The 25,524-nt window shown below is 73.4% G+C and carries 25 protein-coding genes; 16 read left to right on the forward strand and 9 right to left on the reverse strand.

Features of this window, described 5'->3' with window-relative positions; translation table 11 throughout:
• Positions 1–100: 100 nt before the first annotated feature.
• Entirely contained in the window at positions 101–751 is a 651-nt protein-coding gene (locus BDZ31_RS18515) for a hypothetical protein (RefSeq protein WP_183343884.1), read from the forward strand.
• Positions 752–882: 131 nt separating this feature from the next.
• On the opposite strand, the gene BDZ31_RS18520 is transcribed toward BDZ31_RS18515, so the two are convergent.
• The 4 genes from BDZ31_RS18520 to BDZ31_RS18535 are packed head-to-tail and all read right to left on the reverse strand — an operon-like array spanning position 883 to position 4,036.
• Positions 883–1,614, reverse strand: coding sequence for an SDR family NAD(P)-dependent oxidoreductase (locus tag BDZ31_RS18520; RefSeq protein WP_343075629.1), 732 nt, complete (start codon positions 1,612–1,614; stop codon positions 883–885).
• Positions 1,615–1,671: 57 nt separating this feature from the next.
• A complete protein-coding gene (locus BDZ31_RS18525; RefSeq protein ID WP_183343889.1) occupies positions 1,672–2,034 on the reverse strand; it encodes a hypothetical protein in 363 nt (120 codons plus the stop codon).
• Positions 2,035–2,045: 11 nt separating this feature from the next.
• Entirely contained in the window at positions 2,046–3,350 is a 1,305-nt protein-coding gene (locus tag BDZ31_RS18530) for an Nramp family divalent metal transporter (protein WP_183343891.1), read from the reverse strand.
• Complete coding sequence (locus BDZ31_RS18535; RefSeq protein ID WP_183343893.1) at positions 3,347–4,036, reverse strand: metal-dependent transcriptional regulator; 690 nt, start codon at positions 4,034–4,036, stop codon at positions 3,347–3,349. Before BDZ31_RS18535 ends, BDZ31_RS18530 begins: the two co-directional genes overlap by 4 nt.
• A 61-nt stretch (positions 4,037–4,097) precedes the next feature.
• Here BDZ31_RS18535 and ygfZ point away from each other — a divergent pair, with 61 nt between their 5' ends.
• The 8 genes from ygfZ to BDZ31_RS18575 all read left to right on the forward strand — a co-directional run bounded on the left by ygfZ (position 4,098) and on the right by BDZ31_RS18575 (position 11,147).
• Positions 4,098–5,045, forward strand: a complete 948-nt coding sequence (ygfZ, locus tag BDZ31_RS18540; RefSeq protein WP_183343895.1) for a CAF17-like 4Fe-4S cluster assembly/insertion protein YgfZ — start codon at positions 4,098–4,100, stop codon at positions 5,043–5,045.
• Between the two features lie 128 nt (positions 5,046–5,173).
• Positions 5,174–5,413 (forward strand): hypothetical protein, encoded by a 240-nt coding sequence (locus tag BDZ31_RS18545; RefSeq protein WP_183343898.1) that lies wholly within the window; start codon positions 5,174–5,176, stop codon positions 5,411–5,413.
• 326 nt (positions 5,414–5,739) lie between these two features.
• Positions 5,740–6,165, forward strand: a complete 426-nt coding sequence (locus tag BDZ31_RS18550) for a hypothetical protein (protein WP_183343900.1) — start codon at positions 5,740–5,742, stop codon at positions 6,163–6,165.
• A gap of 176 nt (positions 6,166–6,341) precedes the next feature.
• On the forward strand, positions 6,342–6,830 hold the full coding sequence (locus BDZ31_RS18555) for a MarR family transcriptional regulator (protein ID WP_221243167.1): 489 nt from the start codon (positions 6,342–6,344) through the stop codon (positions 6,828–6,830).
• Entirely contained in the window at positions 6,827–8,392 is a 1,566-nt protein-coding gene (locus BDZ31_RS18560; RefSeq protein WP_183343902.1) for an MFS transporter, read from the forward strand. Before BDZ31_RS18555 ends, BDZ31_RS18560 begins: the two co-directional genes overlap by 4 nt.
• A 56-nt stretch (positions 8,393–8,448) precedes the next feature.
• Positions 8,449–9,423, forward strand: coding sequence for a magnesium transporter CorA family protein (locus tag BDZ31_RS18565; RefSeq protein ID WP_183343905.1), 975 nt, complete (start codon positions 8,449–8,451; stop codon positions 9,421–9,423).
• A gap of 84 nt (positions 9,424–9,507) precedes the next feature.
• Entirely contained in the window at positions 9,508–10,764 is a 1,257-nt protein-coding gene (gene ccrA, locus BDZ31_RS18570; RefSeq protein WP_183343907.1) for a crotonyl-CoA carboxylase/reductase, read from the forward strand.
• 20 nt (positions 10,765–10,784) lie between these two features.
• Positions 10,785–11,147 carry a hypothetical protein gene (locus tag BDZ31_RS18575; protein WP_183343909.1) on the forward strand — a complete coding sequence of 121 codons (363 nt, stop codon included), beginning with the start codon at positions 10,785–10,787 and terminating at the stop codon, positions 11,145–11,147.
• Between the two features lie 164 nt (positions 11,148–11,311).
• Here the strand turns inward: BDZ31_RS18575 and BDZ31_RS18580 are convergent, their stop codons facing one another.
• Both BDZ31_RS18580 and BDZ31_RS18585 read right to left on the reverse strand, forming a co-directional pair.
• A complete protein-coding gene (locus tag BDZ31_RS18580; protein ID WP_183343910.1) occupies positions 11,312–12,823 on the reverse strand; it encodes an adenylate/guanylate cyclase domain-containing protein in 1,512 nt (503 codons plus the stop codon).
• 70 nt (positions 12,824–12,893) lie between these two features.
• Positions 12,894–14,075, reverse strand: a complete 1,182-nt coding sequence (locus BDZ31_RS18585) for a PucR family transcriptional regulator (protein WP_183343912.1) — start codon at positions 14,073–14,075, stop codon at positions 12,894–12,896.
• A gap of 85 nt (positions 14,076–14,160) precedes the next feature.
• On the opposite strand from BDZ31_RS18585, the gene BDZ31_RS18590 reads away from it, so the two are divergent.
• Together BDZ31_RS18590 and BDZ31_RS18595 are read left to right on the forward strand one after the other, a co-directional pair.
• On the forward strand, positions 14,161–15,072 hold the full coding sequence (locus BDZ31_RS18590; RefSeq protein WP_183343914.1) for an acyl-CoA desaturase: 912 nt from the start codon (positions 14,161–14,163) through the stop codon (positions 15,070–15,072).
• A 159-nt stretch (positions 15,073–15,231) separates the two neighbouring features.
• Positions 15,232–16,377: a calcium-binding protein gene (locus BDZ31_RS18595; RefSeq protein WP_221243168.1), complete on the forward strand. Its 1,146-nt coding sequence runs from the start codon at positions 15,232–15,234 to the stop codon at positions 16,375–16,377.
• 14 nt (positions 16,378–16,391) lie between these two features.
• Here the strand turns inward: BDZ31_RS18595 and BDZ31_RS18600 are convergent, their stop codons facing one another.
• A complete protein-coding gene (locus BDZ31_RS18600) occupies positions 16,392–16,679 on the reverse strand; it encodes an ATP-dependent Clp protease adaptor ClpS (RefSeq protein ID WP_183343916.1) in 288 nt (95 codons plus the stop codon).
• Between the two features lie 12 nt (positions 16,680–16,691).
• Positions 16,692–17,564: an MBL fold metallo-hydrolase gene (locus tag BDZ31_RS18605; RefSeq protein WP_183343918.1), complete on the reverse strand. Its 873-nt coding sequence runs from the start codon at positions 17,562–17,564 to the stop codon at positions 16,692–16,694.
• 69 nt (positions 17,565–17,633) lie between these two features.
• On the opposite strand from BDZ31_RS18605, the gene BDZ31_RS18610 reads away from it, so the two are divergent.
• Together BDZ31_RS18610 and BDZ31_RS18615 are read left to right on the forward strand one after the other, a co-directional pair.
• On the forward strand, positions 17,634–19,673 hold the full coding sequence (locus tag BDZ31_RS18610) for a protein meaA (RefSeq protein ID WP_183343920.1): 2,040 nt from the start codon (positions 17,634–17,636) through the stop codon (positions 19,671–19,673).
• A gap of 10 nt (positions 19,674–19,683) precedes the next feature.
• On the forward strand, positions 19,684–20,649 hold the full coding sequence (locus BDZ31_RS18615; protein WP_183343922.1) for a GTP-binding protein: 966 nt from the start codon (positions 19,684–19,686) through the stop codon (positions 20,647–20,649).
• Positions 20,650–20,729: 80 nt separating this feature from the next.
• Here BDZ31_RS18615 and BDZ31_RS18620 read toward each other — a convergent pair whose 3' ends face one another.
• On the reverse strand, positions 20,730–22,736 hold the full coding sequence (locus BDZ31_RS18620; RefSeq protein ID WP_183343924.1) for an HtaA domain-containing protein: 2,007 nt from the start codon (positions 22,734–22,736) through the stop codon (positions 20,730–20,732).
• A 208-nt stretch (positions 22,737–22,944) separates the two neighbouring features.
• Between BDZ31_RS18620 and BDZ31_RS18625 the strand changes: the two genes are divergently transcribed.
• From BDZ31_RS18625 to BDZ31_RS18635, 3 genes are all read left to right on the forward strand, one after another.
• Entirely contained in the window at positions 22,945–24,294 is a 1,350-nt protein-coding gene (locus BDZ31_RS18625) for a glycerophosphodiester phosphodiesterase family protein (protein WP_183343926.1), read from the forward strand.
• A gap of 59 nt (positions 24,295–24,353) precedes the next feature.
• Positions 24,354–24,515, forward strand: a complete 162-nt coding sequence (locus BDZ31_RS18630) for a hypothetical protein (protein WP_183343929.1) — start codon at positions 24,354–24,356, stop codon at positions 24,513–24,515.
• A 96-nt stretch (positions 24,516–24,611) separates the two neighbouring features.
• Positions 24,612–25,487, forward strand: a complete 876-nt coding sequence (locus tag BDZ31_RS18635; protein WP_183343931.1) for an alpha/beta fold hydrolase — start codon at positions 24,612–24,614, stop codon at positions 25,485–25,487.
• The last annotated feature ends 37 nt before the right edge of the window (positions 25,488–25,524 follow it).

A 25,524-nucleotide genomic window follows, 5' to 3' on the forward strand; every position in this document is an offset into this window, starting at 1 on the left:
GGCCGGTCCGCTCGGGAGGCCGGTCCGCTGGGGAGGCCGGTCCGCTGGGCGCGGGGGCGGGCGGCGGCGGGTCGCGGCGGGCTGGCATGCTGCTGGGCGTATGCGCCTCCCCCGCCTCCGCTCCGCCGCCGCGCTCGCCGCGCTCGCCCTCGCCGCGGCCGGCTGCGGCGGCGCAGCGACCCCCGACCGCCCCGAGCTCGACGCGCGGCTCGTGCTCGCCGGCAGACCGCGGGCGCTCGACGCGCCGATCGCGACCGCGGTCGAGCGCAACTTCGACGGCGCCGAGGGCGTCCACTTCGCCGTCGAGCCGGGCAGATCGCCGGGCGCCGGCGCGCGGGCGCTGAAGGACGGCAGAGCGGAGTTCGCCGCCGTGCCGGCGCGCGCGCTCACCGACGACGACGAGCTGATCGGGATCATGGCGCTCGCCAACGAGCCCGACGGCGAGCGCGCGCCGACGCTCGTGCTGGCGACGAGACGGTCCGCGCTGGAGGACGATCCCGCGCTCGCGCGCGCGGCCGTGCGCGCGCTCCTGCGCAGCTACGAGTCGGCGCTGACCGATCCGGCCAGCAGCCTCAGCGACCTGCAGGCGCTCTTCCCCGGCCTCGACCGCGGCCGCATCGAGCGGGCGTTCGACGCCGGCGCGACGCGGCTGTTCCCGCCGGGACGCCAGCTCGGCGCGCTGCCGCAGGACGACCGGCGCTACGACGCCGGGCTCGTGCCGGCCGCCGCGAAGACCAACCACGTCTCCTGAGCCGGCGGCGCGGCGCGCACGCCGCGCGTCGAACCGCGCCGCGCACCGCCCCTCGCCGGCTCCTCCGTCGAGGCGTCGGCGACGGCCCGCGCGCGAGCTCCCGGCGACGGCCCGCGCGCGACCGTCCCGCCTCAGCGCGACAGCACCCGCCGCACGAGGCTCGGCGCGACGACGCGCAGCGCCGCTGCCAGGCCGTACGGCCGCGGCACGTAGCGCTCGGCCCTGCCGCCGGGCCCGGCGTCGAGGATCGCGCGCGCGACCTTGTCGGGCGTCGAGACGATCCAGCGCGTCAGCGGGCTCTTCACGAGCGACTCCTGCGGGAAGCCCTCGGTCGCGACGAAGCCGGGCAGCACCAGCCCGACGTGGACGCCGGCGCGCTTCTCCTCCAGATGGAGCGAGTCGGTCCAGCCGGCGAGCGCGAACTTCGACGCCGAGTAGGCGCCGCTCTTCGCCCGCCCGACCCGCCCGGCGGTCGAGGCGACGTTGACGATCGCCGACGGCGCGGAGGCGCGCAGCAGCGGCAGCAGCTCCTCGGTCAGGCGCACGACGGCGTCGAAGTTGAGCGCCATCGTCCGGCGCACCTCCTCGTACCCTCTCGTCGCGAACGAGCCGCCCCAGCCGGCGCCGGCGTTGTTGACGAGCAGGTCGAGCCGCCCGCCGTGGTCGCGCTCGAGCGCCTCGCGGACCGCTCTCGGCGCGTCGTCGTCGGTCAGGTCGACGGCGACGACGGTCGCGCCGCCGAGCTCGAAGGCGAGCTTGTCGAGCCGCTCCCTGCGGCGCGCAACCAGCACCAGCCTCGTCTGCGGGTCGCGCGCGAGCCGCCGCGCGGTCGCCTCGCCTATCCCGCTCGAAGCGCCTGTCACCACTGCGACACCCACGACGGCATCAGCCCCCTGTCTCGGACGGCGTTGGCAAGCGCCCTACTGGGCGCGCAGCTCCCGGAACTCGCGCCGGACCGACTCCGGCCGGCCCCACATCTGCGTCACCTCGACGCGGCCGCTGCGCACCTCGCGCAGCGCGAGCTCGGCGACGATCCCGGCCTGGTCGAGCAGTCTCAGCGCGGCGCGGACGGCCGGGACCGCGGCGGCGTTGCCGAAGCGGTGGGCGCAGAGGATCCGCCAGTGCCAGTCGTGTCTCGAGTACGGCTGGGCGTTGCACGTGACGAGGTAGGTCGCCGCCTCGATGTAGCGCGACTCGTCCTCGATCCGCAGGTCGAGCTCGAGGTCGGTCCAGTCGTCGGGCAGCGAGTCGACGATCTGCTGGAAGGTGTCGGCGAGAGGCATGGAGCCGAAGATTACCCCGCGAACGTCTGATAGAGCAGGAAGACGTTCAGCGCGATCACCGCCGCGGCGATCGCCCAGGCGGCGACGCGCGTCAGCGGGCGGTTGACGAGCGACCCCATCACGTCGCGGTCGCCGGTCAGCACGATCAGCGGGACGAGCGCGAACGGGATGCCGAACGACAGCACGACCTGGCTGATCACGAGCGAGCGCGTCGGGTCGAGGCCCAGCGCCAGCACGACGAGCGCGGGCGTCATCGTGATCAGCCGCCGCAGCACGAGCGGGATCGTGCGGGCGATGAAGCCGGACATGATCACCTGGCCGGCGTAGGTGCCGACCGACGAGGAGGCGAAGCCCGACGCCAGCAGCGCGAGCGCGAAGGCGAGCGCGGCGCCGCCGCCGATCAGCGTCTCGAAGCCCTGGTGGGCGCCCTCGAGCGTGTCGACGTCGCCGAGCGACGAGCCGTGGAACAGCGACGCCGCGATCACCAGCATCAGCATGTTGACGATCCCCGCCAGCGACATCGCGATCACGACGTCGATCGTCTGGAAGCGGAACAGACGGCGCTTCTCCTCCTCGTCCTCGGCCGGGATCCGCTCCTGCGTCAGCGCCGAGTGGAGGTAGATCACGTGCGGCATCACCGTCGCGCCAAGGATCCCGCAGGCGAGCAGGACCGAGTCGCCGCCCGCGAAGCCGGGGACGAACCCGCTCAGCACGCCGCTCGCGTCGGGCCCGACCTTCAGCGCGTCGTAGAGGAAGCCGAGCAGGATCACCGCGAGCATCCCGCAGATCGCCAGCTCGAAGCGGCGGTAGCCCTTCGCCTGCAGCGCGAGGATCGCGAAGGCGACGGCGCCGGTCATCAGGCCGGCGGTGAAGAGCGGGACGCCGAACAGCAGGTTGAGCGCGATCGCGGCGCCGATGAACTCGGCCAGATCGGTCGCCATCGCGATCAGCTCGGCCTGTATCCACAGCCCGACGCTCGCCTTCCGCGGCAGCCGCTCGCGGCACAGCTCGGGCAGGTTGCGGCCGGTCGCCAGCCCCAGCTTCGCCGACAGCGTCTGGATCAGCATCCCCATCAGGTTCGCGACGAGGACGACCCACAGCAGCGTGTAGCCGTAGCTGGCGCCGCCGTCGATGTTCGTCGCGAAGTTGCCGGGATCGACGTAGGCGATCGCGGCGACGAAGGCCGGTCCCAGCAGCGGCAGGATTCCGCGCAGGCCCCTGCGCGAGCGGATCTGCTGGAGCTTCGACAGCGCCGGCAGCGCGACCGCCCCAGCCCTGCCCTCCGGAGTGGAGGTGGGCGGAGGCGGCGGGCTCACCTCGTTACCTCGACGCGCATCGCGGCGGCGAGGGCGCCGCCGAGCACGTGCACGGCCTCGTCGGCGCCGAAGCGGACGAACAGCGGTCCGTCGAACGGCTGCTTGTCGACCACCTCGAAGCGGTCGCCCGGGCTGATGCCGCGCTCGGAGAGGTACCGCAGCATCGCCGGGTCCTGGTCGGAGATGCGCGTGAAGGTGCCGTGCTCGCCCGGCTCCAGCGCCGACAGCTTCTCGCTGTCGCGCTCCTCGATCTCCAGCTCGCGGGTCGGGATCGGGTCGCCGTGCGGGTCGTGGGTCGGGTTGCCGAGCTTCGCCGCGATCAGCTCCTCCAGCTCCTCGGAGATGTGGTGCTCGAGCACCTCCGCCTCCGCGTGGACGCGATCCCACGGCATCCCGAGCGACTCAGCGAGGAACTGCTCCATCAGCCGGTGGTGGCGCAGCACCTCCAGCGCGACCTTGCGGCCCGACTCGGTCAGCACGACGCCCTTGTAGGGGACGTGCGTGACCAGCCCCAGCTCGTCGAGCTTGCGCACCATCCCCGACGCCGATCCGGGCGTCACGCCGAGGCGGTCGGCGAGCGCGTTGGTCGTGACGGCCTCGCCGCCGCCGCGCGTCTCGAGCGCGTAGATCGCCTTCGCGTAGTCCTCGACGGCGGACGAGTGCGGCTGCGACGCGGGCGAGACCATGGCTTCGATTATGGCACGCCAAAAAACCGGTCGTGCGCCGTCCGCCACTATCGTGAGATGCATGAGCACGACCGGGCAGCTGAGCGAGCAGGAGCGCGCGGTGCGCGCCGGCGCCGGCCTCGTCGACCGCTCGGAGCGCGGCAAGCTCGCGCTGACCGGCGGCGAGGCGAAGAGATTCCTCCAGGGGCAGGTGACGCAGGACGTCGAGGCGCTGGAGCCGGGCAGCGGCGCCTATGCCGCCTTCCTCACCAACAAGGGCAAGATGCTCGGCGACCTGCGGATCCTCGACGCCGGCGACGAGCTCCTGCTCGACACCGAGCGGGTCGCCCTGCAGGCGCTCTTCACGATGATCCGCCGCTACTCGCTCGGCTTCGACGTCGAGCTGCACAGACGGACGCTGGAGCGCGGGCTGCTGTCGCTGGTCGGGCCGGAGTCGCGCGCGCTGCTCGGCGACGCCGCCGCGTCGCTCGGCACGGCCGAGCACGACCACGTCGCCGCCGAGCTCGACGGGATCCCGCTGCGGCTGGTCGCGACCTGGGCCGGCGTCGACCTGATCGTCGAGAGCGGCCGCACCGCCGAGCTGGCGGCGGCGCTGGCGGCCCGCGGCGCGACGCCGGTCGACGAGGAGGTCGCCGAGGCGCTGCGCGTCGAGGCCGGCCGGCCCCGCTACGGGGTCGACCTCGACGACGCGACGATCCCGCAGGAGGCCGGCCTCAACGAGCGCGCCGTCTCGTTCACGAAGGGCTGCTACGTCGGCCAGGAGACGGTCGCCCGCCTCTTCTACAAGGGGAAGCCGAACCGCCATCTGCGCGGGCTGCGCCTGTCGGAGCCGGTCGCGCCGGGGACCGAGCTGACGCTCGACGGCAGACGGGTCGGCGCCGTCGGCGGGGTCGCGCGCTCGCCCCGGCACGGGCCGATCGCGCTGGCGCTCGTGCGCCGCGAGGCCGAGCCGGGCGCGACCGTCCAGGCCGGCGCGGCGACCGCCGAGGTCGTCGAGCTGCCGTTCTGAGCGCGCGCTGGCGCACCGCTGGCCGCAACCCATCCCTGGTTCATCCGTTGGTGGTGATGTTCGCGACCGCCAGCCCGGGTACAGTGTCCTCACAGCACGGGGGCACCATCGAAGGAAGGAGGCGCCCGATGACGACGTTCGCAGCCGACCACGACACCGACCGCCAGCTCAGAGAGCTGGACGACCGCATGCGCACGGCGTGGGAGGACTACCGGAGCAGCATCAGCGAGCTCGCCGGTCCCGAGTACGAGGACGCCGAGCTGATCTCGTGGGAGCGTCTGCAGCATGAGCTGCACGAGCTCGACACCGAGCGCCAGAGACTCGTCGGGGCCGCCGCGGGCGACGCCGGCGGGAACACCTCCGTCTAGCTTGCGAGCCGCCGCACCGCGCGGCCGGTCGAAGAGGCGCGGTCCTGGTCGTCGACGACCGGGACCGTGCCTCTTCGCGTTTCAGGACCGAACGCCGGCGCGCCACGGCCGCCCAGGGGCGCGCGCGGCCCGCGCACGGTCGCGGCGTCGCCCTGTCGATGCACACAGATACCTGGTGAAACACCGAATTGGACGGTGAAGCGTGAGTGAACCGCTCGCGATTGACTGGTCAGTCGGGTAGGGTTCCGCCACCGTCACAGGAGTGCGTGCCGACGCGCCAGAGACCGGCTGGGCGGATCGGAAGCGAAGAGGAGATCAGGACCACGATGCGGAAGCGGATGGTGGGGGCGATGTGCGTCGCGATGCTGGTCGTCGGGTGCGGATCGTCCGACGACTATGCGAACGACCCCCGGCCGCCGAGACCGCAGAACGTCTCGGTGAGCGTCAACGACAAGCGCGTCCACGTGTCGCCGGCGGTGATCGGCGCGGGGCCGGTGACGCTGACCGTCGCCAACCTCAGCAGCCGCTCGCGCGACGTCCGCCTCGAAGCGCCGGCCGGCACGAGCAGCGCCTGCGTCGACACCGACACGGCGAGCGGGCCGATCAACCCGCAGGGGACGGCGCGGCTGTCGGTCGACCTCGTCGAGGGCGACTGCCTCGTCACGGTCACCGACAGAGGGCGCCCGCGCGCGGCGACGCTCACCGTCGGCAGAGAGCGCCCGAGCGCCCAGCCCGACCTGCTCCTCCCCTAGCCGCCGCACCAGCGGTCGCTCGCCGCGCGGCCAGAACGCGCGGCCCCGCCGGTCGCGCCTGCCACGCGACCCGCCACCCCTCCGGCCGCTCGCCGCCACCAGGCCGCGGCCGCATGAGCACGCTCTCATCTTGATTGCCCTTGCGCAATCCACGATTGCGCGCAATAGTTGATCGCGTGCAAGCAACCTCCGGCAGCTCCGCGACCCCCAAGGCGCTCGCCCGCGACCTCTACGCGATGTTCTTCACGCTCAACCAGCGGGTCGCGCGCGACACCTTCCAGATGCTCGCCGACATGGGGCTGTCGATCACGCAGTTCAAGATGCTGCACCTGCTCGCCCGCGAGCGCGACGACGAGCTGAGCGTCAAGGCGCTCGGCGACCAGTTCCGCCTCTCGCTCGCCGCCGCCAGCCGCGCCGTCGACGGCCTCCACCAGCGCGGCTACGTCGAGCGGCTCGAATGCCCGTCGGACCGCCGCGTCAAGCGCGTCCACCTGACCGACGCCGGCCGCGACGCGATCCGGGAGCTGCACGCCACCAACGTCTCGCTGCTGGCCGAGTTCACCGCGACGCTCGACGAGGACCAGCGCCGCGCGCTCGCCGCGGCGCTCGCGCCGCTGCTCGACCAGCTCGATCTCCAACCGTCGATGGAAGGCCCCTCCAGATGACACAACGGATCAGAGCCCTCAGGCTGACCGAGGACAACCGCCGCTGGTGGACGCTCGGAGCGATGTGCTTCGCGCTGTTCATGCTGATGCTCGACAACACGGTCGTGAACGTCGCGCTGCCGTCGATCCAGCAGGACCTCGACGCCGACCTCGCCGCGCTCGAGTGGACGATCAACGCGTACACGCTCTCGCTCGCGGTGCTGCTCGTCGTCGGCGGGCGGCTCGGCGACATCTTCGGCCGGCGCAGGATCTTCCTGATCGGCGTGACGGTGTTCGCGCTCTCCAGCGCGGCGATCGGCCTGTCGCCGACCGACACGGCGCTGATCGTCGGCCGCGCGATCCAGGGGATCGGCGCCGCGATGATGATGCCGGCGACGCTGTCGATCGTCACCAACGCCTTCCCGCCGCACGAGCGCGGCAGGGCGCTCGGCACGTGGGCCGGCGTCTCGGCGCTCGCGCTCGCGATCGGCCCGGTGGTCGGCGGCTTCCTGACCGAGCACGTCTCCTGGCGCGCGATCTTCTTCCTCAACCTCCCGGTCGCCGCGGCCGCGATCGCCGTCTCGATCACGGCCGTGCGCGAGTCGCGCGACGAGACGGTCGGGCGGACGATCGACTACGCCGGCATCGCGACGCTGACCGTCGGCCTGACCGCGCTCGTGCTCGGCCTGATCGAGGCCAACCGCTGGGGCTGGGGCTCGCCGCGGATCCTCGCGCTGTTCGCGCTCGCCGTCGCCGCGCTCGCCGCCTTCGCGCTCGTCGAGCGGCGGGTGAAGGCGCCGATGGTCGACTTCGCCGTCTTCAGATCGCGCCAGTTCGCGGGCGCCGCCAGTGTCGGCTTCATCGTCTCCTTCGGGATGATGGCGATGTTCTTCTTCACCGCCCTGTACATGCAGAACATCCTTGGGTACTCGGCGCTGGAGGCGGGCGTGCGATTCCTGCCGACGACGCTCGTGCTGATCGTGATGGGGCCGCTCGCCGGCCGCCTCACCGACACGATCGGCCCCAAGCCGCTGCTCGTCAGCGGCATGCTGATCACCGGCGCGTCGCAGATCTGGCAGTCGTTCCTGACCTCCGATACCGGCTACGGCTTCCTGCTGCCCTCGTTCGTGCTGATGGGCGTCGGCATGGGCCTCGTGATGTCGCCGATGACGACCGCGGCGATGAACGCCGTCGACCGCACGAAGGCGGGCGTCGCCTCCGGCGTCCTCTCGATGGGCCGGATGGTCGGCTCCTCGCTCGGCGTCGCGATCTTCGGCGCGGTCGTCGCCACCGTCGGCAGCGCCAAGCTCGACGAGGCGCTGCCGTCGCTGCCCGCGCCCGCGCGCGAGAGGCTGGCCGAGTCGCTGGGCGGCGGTGGGGTCGCCGGCGGCCCGCAGCAGATCGTCGAGGCCAGCCGCGACGCCTTCATCTCCGCCTTCGGCACCGGCATGAAGATCAGCGGCGCGATCGCGATCGCCGGCGCCTTCGTCGCGCTGGCGCTGATCTCCGGCGGCCGCCCGACCGCGCCCGAGCCCGTCCCCGAGCTGGCGCCCGAGCCCGAGCCCGAGCCGGCGGCCGCGTAGCGCCGGCGACGGGAGCGCCCGGCCGTCCGTCGCGCGCTAGCGTGCGACGGACGGCCATGCACGTGCTCGATGCGATCGACGACGCCCGGCTCGACGCGCTGACGGCGAGCAGAGAGTTCTTCTGGCTCGACGTCGTCGCGCCGAGCGACGAGCAGCTGACCGCGCTCGCGGAGCGCTTCCGCTGGCATCCGCTCGCCGTCGAGGACACGCGCGAGTTCGACCAGCGGCCGAAGCTCGACCGCTACGGCGACCAGCTCCTGCTCGTCTTCTACGGCGCGGTCGCCGACGGCGGCGGCCGGCCCGACGACGGCGACGGCAGCGACGACGAGAGCCCGGCGCTCGTCGAGGTCCACCTGCTGGTCAGCGGCGACTGGGTCGTGACGGTCCGCCGGCGGCGCTGCGGCGCGCTCGACGACCTGCGGCGCCGGCTCGCTGCCGAGCGCGAGCCGGAGAGCGAGGAGTTCGTCATCTACCGGATCGTCGACGCGCTGACCGACACCTTCTTCCCGCTGCTCGACGCGATCGACGAGCGGATCGACGCGCTCGAGGACGCGATCCTGCTGGAGGCGAGCGACCGCCAGCTGCAGGAGGTCTTCCAGCTCAAGCGCCAGCTCGGCAGGCTGCGCCGGGTCGTCACGCCCCAGCGCGACCTGATGCAGCGCGCGATCGAGGACCTCGCCGACCTCCCCGGCCTGTCGCTCGGCTCGCGCGACTGGTTCCGCGACGTCTACGACCACCTGATCCGTCTCTCGGACCTCGTCGACTCCTACCGCGACCTGCTGACCGGCCTGATGGACGTCTACCTGTCGACGACCTCCAACCGCATGAACGCGGTGATGAAGCAGCTGACGCTCGTCTCGACGATCTTCCTGCCGATCACGGCGCTGACCGGCTTCTTCGGGATGAACTTCGGCTGGCTGGTGCGCCACATAACGTCGTTCGCGAGCTTCCTCGTGCTCGGCGTCGGCGGCGGCCTCGTGGCTGCGCTGGCGCTCGTGCTGTGGTTCAAGCGCGCCCGTTTCCTCGACTGAACGGCAGCGTCCGCAGGAACCGGCGTCCATCGCGCCGGCCCGGACCTACCATGGCCGTCCGTCCACGAGAGGGAAGAGGTTTCAGTGGCTGTTGACGTGAGCCAGATCGCGAGCATCGAGACCGAGCCGGGCACGCTTCCGGCGACGATGACGGCCTGGGTCATCCGCGAGGAGCGGTTCGGCGAGCCGGTAGACGCCTTCCAGCTGGAGGAGATCGAGACTCCGGAGCCGGGCGCCTTCGAGGTCGTCGTGCGCGTCATGGCCGCGGGCGTCAACTTCAACAACGTCTGGGCCGCCCTCGGCGAGCCGGTCTCGGTGATGAAGTACGGCGACCACCCCGAGTACGGTCACCACATCGGCGGCTCGGACGCCTCCGGGATCGTCTGGAAGGTCGGCCCCGGCGTCACCCGCTGGAAGGCCGGCGACGAGGTCGTGATCCACTGCAACCAGACCTCCTACGAGGATCCCGAGGTCCACGGCCTCGACCCGCTGGCGGCGCCGTCGCAGCGGATCTGGGGCTACGAGACGACGTGGGGCTCGTTCGCCCAGTTCACGAAGGTGCAGGCGCAGCAGCTGCTGCCCAAGCCCAGACACCTGTCCTGGGAGGAGGCCGCCTCCTACGGCCTCACGTACTTCACCGCCTACCGCATGCTGATGGACCAGGCGAGCCTGCAGCCGGGCCACCGCGTGCTGATCTGGGGCGCGGCCGGCGGCCTCGGCGTCTTCGCCGTCCAGCTCTGCAAGATCGCGGGCGCGCAGGCGGTCGGCGTCGTCTCCTCGCCGGAGAAGGGCGAGCTGATCAAGCAGCTCGGCGCCGTCGACTACATCGACCGCAACGAGTTCAAGGGCATGATGCGCAGGGGCGGCGAGTCGCCCGAGGAGGAGAAGGCCCGCTTCAAGGAGTCGCGGCGCTTCTGCAAGGCGGTCGAGGAGAAGCTCGGCGGCGCCCCCGACATCGTCTTCGAGCACGTCGGCAGAGCGACGTTCCCGACGTCGGTCCTCTGCGTCAAGCCGTTCGGTAAGGTCGTGATCTGCGGCGCGACCTCGGGCTATCAGCTCGACTTCGACGTTCGGTACCTCTGGATGAAGCAGAAGCAGATCATCGGCTCACACTTCGCGAACGCCTGGGAGGCGACGAAGGCCAACGAGCTGATCGAGCAGTCGCTCATCCGACCGGTGCTGTGGCAGACGATGGGCTTCGACAAGGTCGCGGAGTCCCATCAGCTTCTCCGAGACAACAAGCACCTCGGCAAGATCGCGATCCTCGTCGGCGCGACCGCCGAAGGACAGGGCAAGACCGCCGACGGTCCGGGTGCGATCCGAGCAGAGGTGGGCGCGTAGCGCACCACCAGGAGGTTCTTATGGCCGGTGTCGTTCACATCCCCTGGTACGCGACGGTCTTCCGTCAGGACAGAGTCGCGGCCGCCCTGCAGGAGGTCGCCCCGATCGCGCTGCGCTACGGCGCGACCGAGATCCAGATCCACCAGTCGCGCGACGATCGCTACAGATTCACGCACATGATCTGGTTCGAGTCGAGACTGGCCTGGGAGACCTTCTGGGAGGGCCCCGAGATGGTCCAATTCCGCGCCAGATACGCGGGCTGGTACCAGGTGCCGGTCCTGTACGTCTGGCACGAGGTGATCGCCCGCTACGAGGTCGAGCCGGCCGAGGAGGCTCCGGTCGCCGTCGAGGCGCCGGCTCCCGCCGCCGACGAGGCCGCCTAGCCCCACCGCGCAAGCGTTGGCGTTCGCGCCCGTCCCGCCGCGTGCGGGGCGGGCGCGACGTCGTTGAGGGGGCGTGCGCAGGGCGCGGCGCGTGCGCGGGGCGCGGCGTGCGCAGGGCGCGGGCGGCGCGGCGCGTGGCGCGGCGGCGCCGCGGGGCGCGGCGGTCAGCCGGCCGCCGCCGGGCGCGCCAGTCGCGTCGGCTCGGAGCGGCCGCGCACGGTCACCTCGCCGTCGAGCGCCCACGCGACCGCCTCCTCGCCGGCGCGCGCGACGGCCGCGCCGGAGGCGAGCACGCGGCCCGGCTCCCGCTTGGCCAGCTCCGACAGGCGCGCCGCCTCGTTGACGGCGTCGCCGATCACGGTGTACTCGAACCGCCGCTCGGCCCCCACGTGGCCGGCGACCGCCAGCCCGCTGGAGACGCCGATGCCCGCGTCGAGCCCGGCCGACCCGACCGCCAGCCGCGCGCGCAGCTCGCGCGCCGCCCGCAGCGCGCGCGCCTCCTTGTCGTCGAGCTCCAGCGGCGCGCCGAAGATCGCCAGCGCCGCGTCGCCCTGGAACTTGTTGACCCAGCCGCCGCTGCCCTCGACGGCGTCGACGACGTCGGCGAAGAAGCGGTTGAGCAGCGCGACGACCTCCTCCGGCGGCCGTCTCGCCGCCAGCGCCGTCGAGCCGACGACGTCGACGAAGAGCACGGCGACCTCGCGCGTCTCCCCGCCGAGGCGGACCTCCTGCTCGAGCGCCTGCCTCGCCACGTCGGCGCCGACCTGGCGGCCGAACAGGTCGCGCATCCGCTCGCGCTCGCGCAGGCCGGCCGCCATCGCGTTGAAGCCGGACTGCAGCTCGCCGATCTCGCTGCCGTCGGTGACGGCGACCTCGACGGTGTAGTCGCCCTCCTCGACGCGCCGCAGCGCGCGGCGGATGACGAGGATCGGCTGAACCGTCGCGTAGACGGCCAGCAGCGTCACGAGCGCGCCGAAGCCGAGCGCGATCGGCCCGAGCACGACGATCACGATCGCCAGTCTCGTCGTCGTGATGTCGACGTTCGTGAAGGCGACGATCCCCGTCAGAACCAGGCCGAAGACCGGCACCGCGGTGCCGAGCGTCCAGCCGAGCAGCCAGCGGGTCGCGACGCCGGGCACGCCGCGGCGCTCGGGGGCGTGGTGCTGGAGCGCCCGCGCCACGACCGGCCGCAGCGCGAGCTCGGCGAGGCCGTGGGAGAAGGAGGCGACCGTCAGCGCGCCGAGCGCGACGGTCAGCCCGACGCCGAGGCCGAGCAGCGGCGAGACGATCGCGTCGATCGCAGAGAAGGCGACGACCGCCGGGATCCACAGCGCCAGCTGCATCAGCGTGATCCGCAGCGGCGCGCGCAGGACGCGGGCGCGCTGGGCCGCGTCGGGGTCGCGCTCGGCGGCCAGCCAGGCGCCGGTGCCGTCGCGGCCGCCCTCGACCAGCCGTCTCCCCCACACGACCCCGACCGGGATCGCGATCAGCACGTACAGGCCGGCGAGGCCGAGGTTGAGCGCCAGCACGCCGCCGTCGACCTCGCCGTCGGGCTTCGGCAGCACGAGCAGCGCGAAGGCGACGACGACGAGCGTGCCGATCGCGTTCGCGAGCACGATCGCGCCGATCATCAACCAGCGGGTGCGGCGGCTGACGGAGGCGCCTGAGCGGGGCATCCGTGAGGAACCTATCCGGCCGCTCGGCGGCTGGCCGCAGTTCGCCGCCGCCCACGCCGGCGCGCGGCCGCTACAGCGCCCCGTCGGCGCGCAGCGCCAGCTCCAGCTCGAACCGCTGGCGCGGGTCGTCGAGCGCCTCGCCGAACAGCTCGCGCAGCTGGCCGAGCCGGTAGCGGGCCGTCTGCGGGTGGACGTGCAGCTGCTCGGCGACGACCTGCAGCCGGCCCTGCGCCGCGATCCACGCCGCGAGCGTCGCCAGCAGGCGCGCGCGGCTGCCGGCGGGGAGCCCGTCGAGCGGCGCGAGCCTCGCGTCGATCAGCTCCTGCGCCAGCCGGCGGTCGCTGCGCAGCAGCAGCGCCGCCGCATGGTCGTCGGCGCGGATGACGCCGTGGCCGGGGACCGCATCCTCGGCGACGAGCGCCAGCACGTCGCGCGCCCGCGCGAGGCTGAGCGCCGCCTCGTGCCACGGGACCGACGGCCCCAGCGCGGCGTGGTGGCGGGGGCCGACGGCGCGCGCGAGCTGACGGCGGCGGTCCGAGCGGCCGGGGTCGGGGACGATCGCGACGACGACGTCGCCGACCAGCTCGACGATCGCGTCGGCCGGCAGGCGCCCGACGACGCGGCCTCGCTCCTGCTCCGGGAAGGCGAGCACGGCGAGCGCCTCGGGCAGCCGCCAGTCGGCCTCGCGCGCCGCGTCCTCGACGTCGTGCGGGTCGGCCGGCGGGTCGCGCACGAGCAGCCGCACCAGCCGCTGGCGGCGGGCGTTGCGCTCGCCGGCCGCCGCCGACTGCTCCAGCGCGTAGCCCTCGGCCGACTTCGCCGACAGCGCGTCGATGTAGGCGAAGATCGACTCCGCCAGCCGGTAGAGCGTCGGCGGCGGCAGCCTGGCCGCCTCGCCGGCGGCCGCGAACCGGCGCCACGCGACGCGCGCGCCGACGCGGTAGGCGTTGAGGAGCGTGTCGAGCGAGCGGCCGGCGCGCATCTCGCCGCGCCCGAGGTCGACGTAGACGCGGGCGCGTGGCATCCTGCCGCCGGCCTCGATCCCGTCGACGAACTGGCGCAGCGCCTCCTCGACGCCGGCGGTCAGACCGCGGCCAAACGGCCCCTCGAGGCCGCGGGCGTACGACGGCACCTCGACGCGCACGGCGTCGATGATCTCGCGCGAGAGCGCCGGCAGCTCCGGGCGCAGGACCGCCGCCACCTCCGGCGGCAGCTCATGCCACGGGCGCAGGATCGAGGCATCGCTCGACATTTGTAAGGACCTTACAATTTCCGGCGACCGATACGTTGAGGCCAGACGAGGACACGGGGCGAATTCCGTCATAGGGTGCAATCCCATGACCCGCCCTGCCCGCATCTACAACCTTCTCGCGGTCTTCCTCCCGGTCCTCGGCATCCTCGCGGCGATCGTGCTGCTGTGGAACAAGGCCGTCGGCTGGACCGACATCGCGATCATGGCCGGCTTCTACCTCTTCACCGGCTTCGGCGTGACGATCGGCTACCACCGGCTGTTCACGCACCGCTCGTTCGAGACCTCCAAGCCGCTGCGCGTGCTGTTCGGGATCGCGGGCTCGATGGCGATCGAGGGCAGCGTCATCACGTGGGTCGCCGACCACCGCAAGCACCACGCCTTCGCCGACGAGGACGGCGATCCGCACAGCCCCCACCTCGGCCACGACGGCGGCTTGAAGGGCGCCCTCCACGGCCTCTGGCACGCGCAGGTCGGCTGGCTGCTCGACGGCGAGCACCACGGCCGCGCCTCGGCCCACCGCTACGCGCCCGACCTGATCAGAGACAGAGCGATCCGCTGGGTCAACAAGATGTTCCCGGTGTGGGTGCTGCTGTCGCTCGCGCTGCCGGCGCTGTTCGGATTCGTCCTGACCGGCTTCGACCCGATGGGCGCGCTGACCGGCTTCGTCTGGGGCGGCCTGGTGCGAATCTTCCTGATCCACCACGTCACCTGGTCGGTCAACTCGGTCTGCCACTACTTCGGCAAGCGCCGCTTCGAGATCGAGGACCAGTCGACCAACAACGTCTGGCTCGCGATCCCCTCGCTCGGCGAGGCGTGGCACCACAACCACCACGCCTTCCCGACCTCCGCCTCCCACGGCCTCAAGCGCTGGGAGAGAGCGGCCGACCCCTCGGCGATGGTGATCTACGCGATGGAGAAGCTCGGCCTCGTCTGGAACGTCAGAACGGTCAGCGCCGAGAAGCAGAAGCGCAAGGAGAAGGCGCTCGCGGCCGCGTAGCGGCCCGCCCGCCCCGGCGCCGGACCTGGCTCCGGCGCCGACCGCAACCTTCGCCTCTCCCGCCGGTTCCGACACGTACCATGTCGACGTCGCCGCGGCCACGGCCGGCCGCGGCGGTGTCGCTCCCCCACGTCGGCACCCGCACCCTCTCCTCCTCACATGAGAATCTCCCGTCTCCGCCTCGCCGCCCCGCTCGCCATGCTCGCGTGCGGCGTGACGGCCGCCCCGGCGCTCGCCGGCGGCACCGTCGCGATCGACGGCGACACGCTCGTCTACGCCGGTGACGCCGGCGACCCGATCAACGTGATCGTCTCCGAGTCGGGCCGCATGCTGCGGCTCGACGAGAACGGCAGCCGCATCGCCGTCGCCCCCGGCTCGGCCTGCACCGTCAGCGCCGACGGCTACCGCGCCGACTGCGAGGCCGACGGGATCGCGAGGATCCGCGTCACCGCCGGCGTGAGCGGCAGCGACGTCCGCATCCGCGCCGCGCTGCCGGCCGAGCTGATCGGCGGGCCGGGCGACGACGTGCTGATCGGCGGTCCCGGCGACGACGTGATCGACGGAGGCCCCGGCCGCGACGTGATCGGCGGAGGCGGCGGCGCCGACGTGCTGCGCGGCGGCGACGACGAGGACCTCGTCACCTACGTCGACCAGATCGCGGCCAACGGCGACCTGCGGCCGCGCCGCGAGGGCGTGACGGTCCGGATCGGCGCCGACGGCGCCAGCGGCGCCCGCGACGAGGGCGACACGATCGCCCGCGACGTCGAGCAGATCGAGGGCGGCGCCGGCGCCGACCGCTTCGAGCTGCGCGACGGCCTCGCCCAGTCGGTCGCGTGCGGCGGCGGCCGCGACACCGTGATCCTCGACGAGCGCGACGACCCGTCGATCGACTGCGAGCGGGGCCAGGTCGGCCCGCGCGCCGGCGCCCGCATGTCGATACCGACGCTGATCTACCCGTTCCCCGGCCGCGAGGACAACGACCGCAGCACGATCCGCGTCAAGCCGACGCTGCCGCTGCAGCGCGGCGCGATCGTCGTCCGCGTCCGCTGCCAGACGGCGATCGGCCTGCTCGCCAACGACGGCCCCGGCTGCGCCGGCACGCTGCGGATGACCCGCGCCGGCGGCTTCGCGATGGCGACCAAGCGCGTCTCCCTGGCGCGCAACCGCACGATGACGTGGCGCGTGCCGCTGACCAGCTCGCGCAGCCTCGCGCGGCGGGCCGGCGGGCTGGCCGTGACGGTCAGCGCGCTGCCGACCCGCGGCGAGGGCGTCCGCCGCGACCTCGCCTTCACCGTCAAGGGGTAGGGCGAGCCGGCGGCTCAGCCCTGCTCCAGCGGGGCCATCGTCAACCCGGCGCCGGCGAGCTGCTCCCAGTACAGCTCCGCCACCTCCTTGACCCCGCTCCAGACGATCGCGAGGCCGGTGTGGTGGATCCGGTCGGCGTACTGGTAGCCGACCGGGATCGTGATGCCCGGGATGTAGCGCGCGAGCGTGTGGGCGACGTGGTCGAAGGTGTTGTGGTCGTCGTTCTTGACGATCACGCGCCAGTTGCCGCCGAGCCCTGAGCCCGGGCCGCTGACGCGCGGCTTCTCGATCGTCTGTCCCATCGCCGACGGACCTTAGCGCGGCCCGGTCGCCGCGTCGGCCTCGCGCTCGGCGCGCTTGCGCCAGTACCGCTCGAGGCCGAGGTGGAGATGCGACGGCGGCACCGCGGCCTCGTAGGCCTGGGCGGTCGCGGGGCCGTCGGTCTCGCGCTCGATCGCGCCGCGGACGGCGTTCTCCAGCATGTCGGCGTCGCCGCGGCGGGCGAGTCCGGCGAGGTCGCGCAGCGAGGCGCGTACCGCCTCGAGCTGGGCGCCGGGCTCGTCGACCGCGCCGAAGTGGGTCAGGCCGAGGCTGGCCGGTCTCCAGTCGGCGATCAGGTCGAGCGAGGCCTCCCACGCCTCGACGTCGATGTCGGGGGGCGGCGTGGGCGCGATCACCAGCCGCGACGGCGGGATCCGCACGCCGCAGACGTCGCCGACGAAGGCGCGGCCGCTCTCCTCGTGCAGGTAGGCGACGTGGTGGGAGGCGTGGCCGGGCGTGTAGGCGACGCGGATGCCGCCGGCCAGCGGCAGCGACTCGCCGCCGGTGAGCGCGTGGACGCGCTCGGCCGGCACCGGCAGCACGTCGCCCCACAGCCGCTTCATGTTGTCCTCGCCGTAGAGGCGGCCTGCGCTGCCCATCAGCTTGGAGGGGTCGATCACGTGCGGCGCGCCGCGCTCGTGGACGTAGACCTCGACGTCGGGCCAGCGGGCGGCCAGCGCGCCGGTCGCGCCGGCGTGGTCGAGGTGGATGTGGGTCAGCAGCAGGGCGCGCGGGCGCCAGTCGCCGAGCGCCTCCAGCAGCGTCGGCAGGGCCGGCTCGGGGCCGGGGTCGACGAGCACGTCGCCGGCCTTCCAGGCGCAGATGACGCGCTCGATACCGAGGTGATGGACGTCGATCGCTTCCATGTGTGAGGGACCTACCCGGGTCGTCTGAATCGGGGCCTGTCGAGGGGGGCGAACCCTACACTCGGGGGGATGAGCGAGGACGCCCCGACACCCAGCCACCGGCTCGCAGAGAAGGACCGTCCGTGGATGATGCGGACCTACGCCGGCCACTCCACCGCCGCGAAGTCCAACGAGCTGTACCGCCGCAACCTGGCGAAGGGCCAGACCGGCCTCTCGATCGCCTTCGACCTGCCGACGCAGACCGGCTACGACGCCGACGACGAGCTGGCGCGCGGCGAGGTCGGCAAGGTCGGCGTCCCGGTCGCGCACAAGGGCGACATGAGCGCGCTGCTCGACGGCATCCCGCTCGACAAGATGAACACGTCGATGACGATCAACGCGACGGCCGCCTGGCTGCTGGCGCTCTACATCGTCACCGCGGAGGAGCAGGGCGTCGCGCCGGCGCAGCTCCAGGGCACGACGCAGAACGACATCATCAAGGAGTACCTGTCGCGCGGCACGTACGCCTTCCCGCCGGCCCCCTCGATGCGGCTGATCGCCGACATGGTCGCGTACACCGTCGAGGAGGTTCCGAAGTGGAACCCGATCAACATCTGCTCCTACCACCTGCAGGAGGCCGGCGCGACGCCGGTGCAGGAGATCGCCTACGCGATGAGCACCGCGATCGCCGTCCTCGACGAGGTCAGAGCGCGCGTGCCGCAGGATCTGATGGGGAAGGTCTTCAGCCGCATCTCGTTCTTCGTCAACGCCGGCGTCCGCTTCATCGAGGAGCACGCGAAGCTGCGCGCGATGGGCAGATTGTGGGACGAGCTCGGGCGTGAGCGCTACGGCGTCGAGGACCCCAAGCAGCGCCGCTTCCGCTACGGCGTCCAGGTCAACTCGCTCGGCCTGACCGAGGCGCAGCCGGAGAACAACGTCCAGCGGATCGTGCTCGAGGCGCTCGCCGTCACGCTCGGCCGCGACGCGCGCGCCCGCGCGCTCCAGCTGCCGGCGTGGAACGAGGCGCTCGGCCTGCCGCGGCCGTGGGACCAGCAGTGGGCGCTGCGCCTGCAGCAGGTGCTCGCGTTCGAGACCGACCTGCTCGAGTACCCCGACATCTTCGAGGGCTCGGTCGTGATGGACGGGCTCGTGAACGAGCTGCTGGAGGGCGCCCGCGCCGAGATGGCGATCGTCGCCGAGCACGGCGGCGCGGTCGAGGCCGTCCCCTACATGAAGGCGGCGCTGGTCGAGTCGCACCGCGAGCGGATCCGCCGGATCGAGTCGGGCGAGCTGAAGGTCGTCGGCCAGAACGTCTTCACCGAGACCGAGCCCTCGCCGCTGACCGCCTCCGGCGACGGCGGCATCATGACCGTCGACCCCGAGGTCGAGCAGCACCAGCGCGAGGCCGTCCGGGCGTGGCGGTCCGGTCGCGACCAGGCGGCCGTCGACGCGGCGCTCGCCGAGGTCGCGCGGGTCGCGGCCGGCGAGGAGAACATCATGCCGGCGACGATCGCGGCGGCCCGCGCCGGCGCGACGACCGGCGAGTGGGCGCAGGCGCTGCGCGACGCCTTCGGCCAGTACCGCGGGCCGACCGGCGTCGGCGAGGCGGCCGGCGCGGGCGTCGACGACGACGCGGCGCTGGAGCAGATCCGCGACGAGGTCGAGCGCGTCTCGGAGGCGCTCGGCCGGCGGTTGAAGATCCTCGTCGGCAAGCCGGGCCTCGACGGCCACTCCAACGGCGCCGAGCAGATCGCCGTCGCGGCGCGCGACGCCGGCATGGAGGTCGTCTACGAGGGCATCCGCCTGACGCCGTCGCAGATCGCCTCCTCGGCCGTGCAGGAGGGCGTCCACGTCGTCGGGCTGTCGATCCTGTCGGGCTCCCACCGCGAGCTGATCCCGTCGGTGCTGGAGGCGCTGCGCGAGGCCGGCGCCGGCGACGTGCCGGTCGTCGTCGGCGGGATCATCCCGCCCTCCGACGAGCAGGCGCTGCGCGAGGCGGGGGTCGCGGCGGTCTACACGCCGAAGGACTTCAACATCACGCAGATCATGCGCGACATCGTCGGATTGCTCGCCAGCGGCTCGCGATCCGATCGCGAGAGCTCGCCCAAGGGCTCGCTGTCGCGGCGGTAGCGGTCCCGTCGTGGCCGTCGATCCCGCTGCCCTGGCCAGACGGCTGCGCGACGGCGACCTGACCGTCGCGCCGGCCGTGCTGAACCTCGTCGAGTCGCGCGCTCCGAAGGACCAGGAGGCGATCGCCGCGCTGCTGGCCGCCGTCTCCCCCGCGGCGCTCGGCGGCGAGGCGCCGGGCCACCTCGTCGGCGTCACCGGGCCGCCCGGGGCCGGCAAGTCGACGCTGCTGTCGGCGCTGCTGCACGGGTGGCGCGAGCGCGGCAGGTCGGTCGCGGTGCTGGCGGTCGACCCCTCCTCCAAGCGCTCCGGCGGCGCGCTGCTCGGCGACCGCGCCCGGATCGACGTCGACCCGGCCGACCGCGCGGTCTTCATCCGCTCGATGGCGGCCGGCGAGCGGCTCGGCGGGCTGGCGCCGGCGACCCGCGCCGCCGCGCACGCGCTCGCGGCCGCCTTCGACGTCGTCGTGATCGAGACGGTCGGCGTCGGCCAGTCGGAGACCGAGATCGCCGAGGTTGCCGACACGGTCGCCGTCGTCGTGCAGCCCGGCTCGGGCGACACGCTCCAGTTCATCAAGAGCGGGATCATGGAGATCCCCGACGTGCTGGTCGTGACGAAGGCCGACCTCGGCCAGGTCGCCACGCGCGCCCGGCGCGACCTGCACGCCGCGCTGCGCTCGCTCGGCGCGCGCGGCACCGCCGTCGTCGCCGTCAGCTCGCTGCCGCCGGCGCAGGGGATCGACAGACTGCTCGACGCGCTGGAGGCCCACCGCGGCGCGACCGACGTGCCGAGCCGCCGGCTGCAGGCCCGCCGGCTGCACGCGCTCGCCGACTTCGTCGAGGAGCACGGCGCGCGCGGGCTGCGCGCGCTCGGCGGCCGCCGCGCCGCCGAGAAGTGGCTGGCGACGACCGACCCCGCGCTCGACGTCGGCTCGCTGGAGCGGGCGCTGGCCGAGCGCGCGGCCGCCGCGGCCGGCTGAGCGGCTGCGCGGCGGACCGACACCGCGACCGCGGCCGTCGGCGGCTCCCCGGCGCGGCGCCGGGAACTCGCGCGCGGGCGCTACGGCAGCAGCGCCGTCGGGACGGCGAAGGTGAACCGGCCGTAGCTCTCGCCGGCGCCGTAGTTGAGCGGTCTCGCCGCCCCTTCGGTGATCGACGTCTCCACCTCGCTCCAGACGGTCAGCGGGGTGCCGTCGGCGGCGGTCGCGCTCGTCGGCGTGACGGTCGAGAGGTCGAGGTCGAGCACGTGCATGCCGTCCCACGCGTTCTTTCTGTTCTCGCACGCGGGGTTCGTCGCGCAGTCGATCGAGCCGTTGTCGTGCCCGTCGCTGAGGAGCTTCGCGCTGGCGCGGTCGGCGGCGATCACGATCCGCGGCGCGTCGAACTCGACGTCGATGAAGTGGGCCGGCATCTGGAGGGCGATCCGGCCGCCGAGCTGCACGACCGTCTCGCCGTTGGCGTTGACGGTCGCCGCGCGGGTCGCGAACTGCGCCTGGTAGGCCGGCGCGGTCCCGTCGGTCTTGTCGGCCTGGTAGTCGTGGTCGGGCGAGGAGACGAACGCCGCGCTCGCTCTCGACGGTCTGTCGTCGGCGCGGTTGCCGCTCCAGACGTAGGAGGTGACGGTCGTCTCCGGCGCGTCGGCGCTGCCGACCGAGACGCCGGCGACGGCGCCGCCGCTCGCGGCGACGCGGCCGAACCGCTCGTACGGCTTCTCGACGTCCATCGACGACCACTCGCGCAGCATGTAGTCGACGAAGCTCTTGCGCAGTCTCCAGCGCACGGCCGGCACGACGCTCGACAGGTCGGCCGGCAGCTCGAAGCTGAAGCTGCCCCAGTCGGTGCCGGCCGGGTAGGAGAGGATCGCCGCCCCGTCGGCCGAGACGGTCGCCGGCACGTCGCGGTAGCGGACGACGTCGTCGCCGACCTCGACGATTGCGTGCGCGAGGTCGAGGTCGAGCAGCTGGACGCGGCTGAACGGTCTCGGCGCCTGGTAGCCGTCGCGCATCGCGTCGGCCATCTCGCCGCTGGACGCGCCGTCGGCGACGACGGTGCCGCTGAGGCGGTCGCCCGACAGCGTGAAGGTCGGGTCGGCGATCGTCGTCGAGATGAAGTGGCCCGGCGCACGGAACTCGAGCGCGCCCTTGTGCTGCAGCGTGACCGCGCTGCCGTCGGCGCCGGCGACCGAGGTTGCGGTGAACTGCCAGCGGTAGCGATCGGCGGGGTCGACCTGGCTGGCGCCGCCGGTCGCCAGCACACAGCCGGTCGAGGCGGGGCCGGGGCCGGGCCAGTGGCGCAGGACGTAGTCGATCCAGGTTCGCTTGCCGCTCCAGACGGTCTGGCCGATGCCGTCGACCGGCGTCGGGGCCGGCGCCGCGGACGGGCACAGCTGCGGGGTCGGCGCGGGCGGCTTGGGCGCGGGCGGCGCCGGTGCCGGAAGCGGAGCGGGCGTGGGCGCCGGCGCGGGCGCTCTGGTCGCCGGGAGCTTCGCCTGCACCGCGGCGCGGCCGATCCGGCCGGCCGGGAGGCGCGAGAGCCGCAGGCCGCGCTTCAGCGCCTTCGCACCGGGCTTCGTCAGGCGCACGGCGGCACCGCGGGCGCGAACGGCGCCCGCGGCCGCGTCGACGGCGCGAGCGCCGGTGGCGACGGTGAAGAGCGAGACGCGGCGGGCTCCGACCTTCGCGCTCACCGTGCTCGACCGCGCGCCGACGGCGGTCCGCAGCGCGGTCAGGCGGACGGTCCGTCTCCCGGCCCGCAGCCGCACGGCGCCGCCGTGGACCAGCAGCGGCCGTCCGCTGCTCCTCGCGGTCCGCTTGACGGGCAGCGCGATCCGCTTCGCGTTCGCGCGCGCCGGCCGCGTCGCGGCGAGCTCGACCCCGCCGGCGCGCAGCGCCTTCGCGGCGGGGCCGGCGAGCGTGATCGTCGTGGTGCCGCGGGCGGCCGCGGCGGTCGCGGCCGGGCTCGCGGGCGCGGTCGCCGCGCACGCGGCCGGCGCGGTCGCGCCGACGGCGACCGCGGCGACGACCAGCGCGCCGAGCGTGCGGGGCCGTCGTCGTTCGGTTGACGCCATGGGGAGGTTCCTTCCGACAGAGAGCTACTTAGGGCGCCCTAATTAGGGGACCCGAACAGTAGCGCGCCATCCGCAAAGGCGCCTTGACATCGACGGTCAAGGACCTTCTGCGCGCCAGCGTCGCGCTCGATCGACCCGCCTCCCCCCTCCGGTCCCACCGTTACAGTCCGAAACCCATCGCCACAGTTCCACCGAGGAGATCCGACGCGTGACACGAGGAAGGCACGTCCTCGCGCTGCTCGCGGCCGCCGCCGGCTGCGCGCTCCCGGCCGGCACCGCCGCCGCGGCCGACAACCAGTGGCTCGGCATGCGCGTGCTGAACCAGATCCACCAGGGCGGCGAGAACGAGGCGCCCTCGAACACGCTGTTCGCCTACCACGACGGGCTCGCCAAGGGCGGCGACATGATCGAGCTCGACGTCCACGCGACGAAGGACCGCCAGCTCGTCGCGATCCACGACGACACCGTCGACCGCACCACCAACGGCAGCGGCCGCGTCGCCGCGATGACGCTCGCGCAGGTGCGCCGGCTCGACGCCGCGCACTGGTTCGTCCCCGGCCACAACGCCGTCAGAGGCCGCCCGGCCGCCGACTACCCGTACCGCGGCGTGCGCACCGGCCGCAAGGCGGCGCCGGCCGGCTTCGAGGCCGACGACTTCCGCATCCCGACGCTCGCCGAGGTCTTCAGCGCCTTCCCCGACGTCCCGATCAACATCGAGATAAAGGGCAAGACGCAGGACGAGAAGCTGCGCGTCGCCGACCTGCTCGCCGCCTACCTGAAGAAGGCCGGCCGCAGCGACGTGCTGGTCGCCTCCTTCGACCAGGTCGCCGTCGACCGCTTCCACCAGAAGGCGCCGAAGATCGACGTGGCGCCCGGCGTCGACGGCATCTCCGGCTTCCTGCTCGGCGGGCAGCCGGCGCCGAGAGGGACGAAGGCGCTGCAGATCCCGATCAGGTACTCGTTCGGGCCGGTCACGCTCGACGTCGTCACCAGAGAGCACGTCGAGAAGGCCCGCAGAGCCGGCTACGCCGTCCACGTCTGGCTCGACAAGTCCGAGGAGAACGACGAGGTCTACGGGATGCTCGCCGACCTCTGCGTCGACGGCGTGATGACGGCCGAGCCGACGAGGTACGAGGCCTTCCTGGAGCGGCGCGGCCTGCCGCGGACCGGCGGCCAGGGCGGCGCCCCGGGCAGCGACGGCTGCGCGAAGCCGAAGGCGCCGCCGAGAGGCTGCCGCGTGCGCGCCTCGAAGGTCGTGGAGCCGCGCGGCGGGCGGATCGCGGTGCGCCTCCAGCGCTACGGCGACCTGCGCGGCGCGTGCAGCGTGAAGGTGGCGCTGACCGGCCGCGCCGCCGGCAGAGGCGCACGCGGGAAGCCGGTCCGGCTCGCCTCCGGGTCGGTGCGCGTCCCGGCCGGGCGGATCGCCTCCTTCGGCCGGCTGAAGCTCTCCAAGCGCGGCGCCGCGCTCGTCCGCTCCAGTCGCAGAGGAGTGACCGTCAGAGCGGTCGTGAAGGCGTCGCGCACCGACACCCGCACCTTCGCGCTCGCCGGGCGCTGAGCGGACGCCGCGATCGGGCCGCGCCGCGCCGGCGCGGCCCGATCGTCAGAATGCGGCTCGTGGCTCGCGACCTGCTGCTCCTGATCGCCGTCTTCGCCGTCGTCAGCGCGCTCGCCGGCCTGCTCGGCGCCGCCAACCTCGGCACGGCGCTGACGTTCGGGACGATGGCCTTCACGGCTGTGCTCGTCGCGATCATGCTGTTCAGAGATCGCGACGCCTGAGCGCGCCGCCGCCGGTTCGCGCCGAACCCGCCGGCGCGCCCCGGCCGGCGCGCGAAAGCGGCGCATCCTGGCCAGCCGGCCAGTTACCCTCGGCCGATGCCCGTCACGATGCCGCAGGTCGAAGGGATCTCCCACCGCGACGTGGCGGTGCGCGGGATCCGGCTCCACGTCGCCGAGGGCGGTCCGCAGGACGCGCCGCCGGTGCTGCTGCTCCACGGCTGGCCCCAGCACTGGTGGATGTGGCGCGACGTGCTCGTCGAGCTGCAGAGAGACCACCGCGTGATCGCGCCCGACCTGCGCGGGCTCGGCTGGAGCGAGGCGCCCCGCCGCGGCTACGTCAAGCAGGAGCTGGCCGACGACAACATCGCGCTGCTCGACGCGCTCGGGCTCGAGCGGGTCGCGCTGATCGGCCACGACTGGGGCGCCTTCACCGGCTTCCTGATCTGCCTGACCGCCCCCGAGCGGATCAGCGCCTACCTCGGCTGCTCGATCCCGCACGTCTGGCCGCCGGCCGAGCGGCCGAGCCTCAGACGGCTGATGCAGTTCTGGTACCAGGTCGTGCTCGCGACGCCCGGCCTCGGCCAGGGCCTGATGCGCCAGGGCGAGCTGACGCGCCGTGTCCTGACCGTCGCGCGCGCTCACGGCCGCTACAGCGACGACGAGCTGGAGCAGTTCGTGGAGGTGCTGCGGCAGCCCGACCACGCGCTCGCGAGCGCGCAGTACTACCGCTCCTTCCTGCTGCACGAGGCCAAGCCGCTGCTCAGCGGCGTCCACCACGACAAGACGCTGACCGTCCCGACGCGCCTGCTGTGGGGCACCAAGGACCCGATCCTCCAGGGCGCCCGCACCGACGAGCACCACCGCTACGCGCCGACGATGGAGATCGAGTGGGTCGACGACACCGGCCACTTCCTCCCCGAGGAGCGGCCGGCGCTCGTCGTCCAGCGGGCGCGCGAGCTGTTCGGCGCCTGAGCGGACGGCGCATGGATGCGGCGGCCCGTACGGGCTA

It is taken from the genome of Conexibacter arvalis (assembly GCF_014199525.1).
Classification (GTDB): domain Bacteria; phylum Actinomycetota; class Thermoleophilia; order Solirubrobacterales; family Solirubrobacteraceae; genus Conexibacter; species Conexibacter arvalis.

Excerpts from the sequence above, each read along its gene's own strand:
- BDZ31_RS18620 (WP_183343924.1), bottom strand. The coding sequence starts at position 22,736 with ATGGCGTCAACCGAACGACGACGGCCCCGCACGCTCGGCGCGCTGGTC.
- ygfZ (WP_183343895.1), top strand. The coding sequence starts at position 4,098 with ATGAGCACGACCGGGCAGCTGAGCGAGCAGGAGCGCGCGGTGCGCGCC.
- BDZ31_RS18535 (WP_183343893.1), bottom strand. The coding sequence starts at position 4,036 with ATGGTCTCGCCCGCGTCGCAGCCGCACTCGTCCGCCGTCGAGGACTAC.
- BDZ31_RS18635 (WP_183343931.1), top strand. The coding sequence starts at position 24,612 with ATGCCCGTCACGATGCCGCAGGTCGAAGGGATCTCCCACCGCGACGTG.
- BDZ31_RS18585 (WP_183343912.1), bottom strand. The coding sequence starts at position 14,075 with ATGTCGAGCGATGCCTCGATCCTGCGCCCGTGGCATGAGCTGCCGCCG.
- BDZ31_RS18600 (WP_183343916.1), bottom strand. The coding sequence starts at position 16,679 with ATGGGACAGACGATCGAGAAGCCGCGCGTCAGCGGCCCGGGCTCAGGG.
- BDZ31_RS18580 (WP_183343910.1), bottom strand. The coding sequence starts at position 12,823 with ATGCCCCGCTCAGGCGCCTCCGTCAGCCGCCGCACCCGCTGGTTGATG.
- BDZ31_RS18550 (WP_183343900.1), top strand. The coding sequence starts at position 5,740 with ATGCGGAAGCGGATGGTGGGGGCGATGTGCGTCGCGATGCTGGTCGTC.
- BDZ31_RS18560 (WP_183343902.1), top strand. The coding sequence starts at position 6,827 with ATGACACAACGGATCAGAGCCCTCAGGCTGACCGAGGACAACCGCCGC.
- BDZ31_RS18545 (WP_183343898.1), top strand. The coding sequence starts at position 5,174 with ATGACGACGTTCGCAGCCGACCACGACACCGACCGCCAGCTCAGAGAG.
- BDZ31_RS18595 (WP_221243168.1), top strand. The coding sequence starts at position 15,232 with ATGAGAATCTCCCGTCTCCGCCTCGCCGCCCCGCTCGCCATGCTCGCG.
- BDZ31_RS18515 (WP_183343884.1), top strand. The coding sequence starts at position 101 with ATGCGCCTCCCCCGCCTCCGCTCCGCCGCCGCGCTCGCCGCGCTCGCC.
- BDZ31_RS18575 (WP_183343909.1), top strand. The coding sequence starts at position 10,785 with ATGGCCGGTGTCGTTCACATCCCCTGGTACGCGACGGTCTTCCGTCAG.
- BDZ31_RS18565 (WP_183343905.1), top strand. The coding sequence starts at position 8,449 with ATGCACGTGCTCGATGCGATCGACGACGCCCGGCTCGACGCGCTGACG.
- BDZ31_RS18605 (WP_183343918.1), bottom strand. The coding sequence starts at position 17,564 with ATGGAAGCGATCGACGTCCATCACCTCGGTATCGAGCGCGTCATCTGC.
- BDZ31_RS18610 (WP_183343920.1), top strand. The coding sequence starts at position 17,634 with ATGAGCGAGGACGCCCCGACACCCAGCCACCGGCTCGCAGAGAAGGAC.
- BDZ31_RS18590 (WP_183343914.1), top strand. The coding sequence starts at position 14,161 with ATGACCCGCCCTGCCCGCATCTACAACCTTCTCGCGGTCTTCCTCCCG.
- BDZ31_RS18525 (WP_183343889.1), bottom strand. The coding sequence starts at position 2,034 with ATGCCTCTCGCCGACACCTTCCAGCAGATCGTCGACTCGCTGCCCGAC.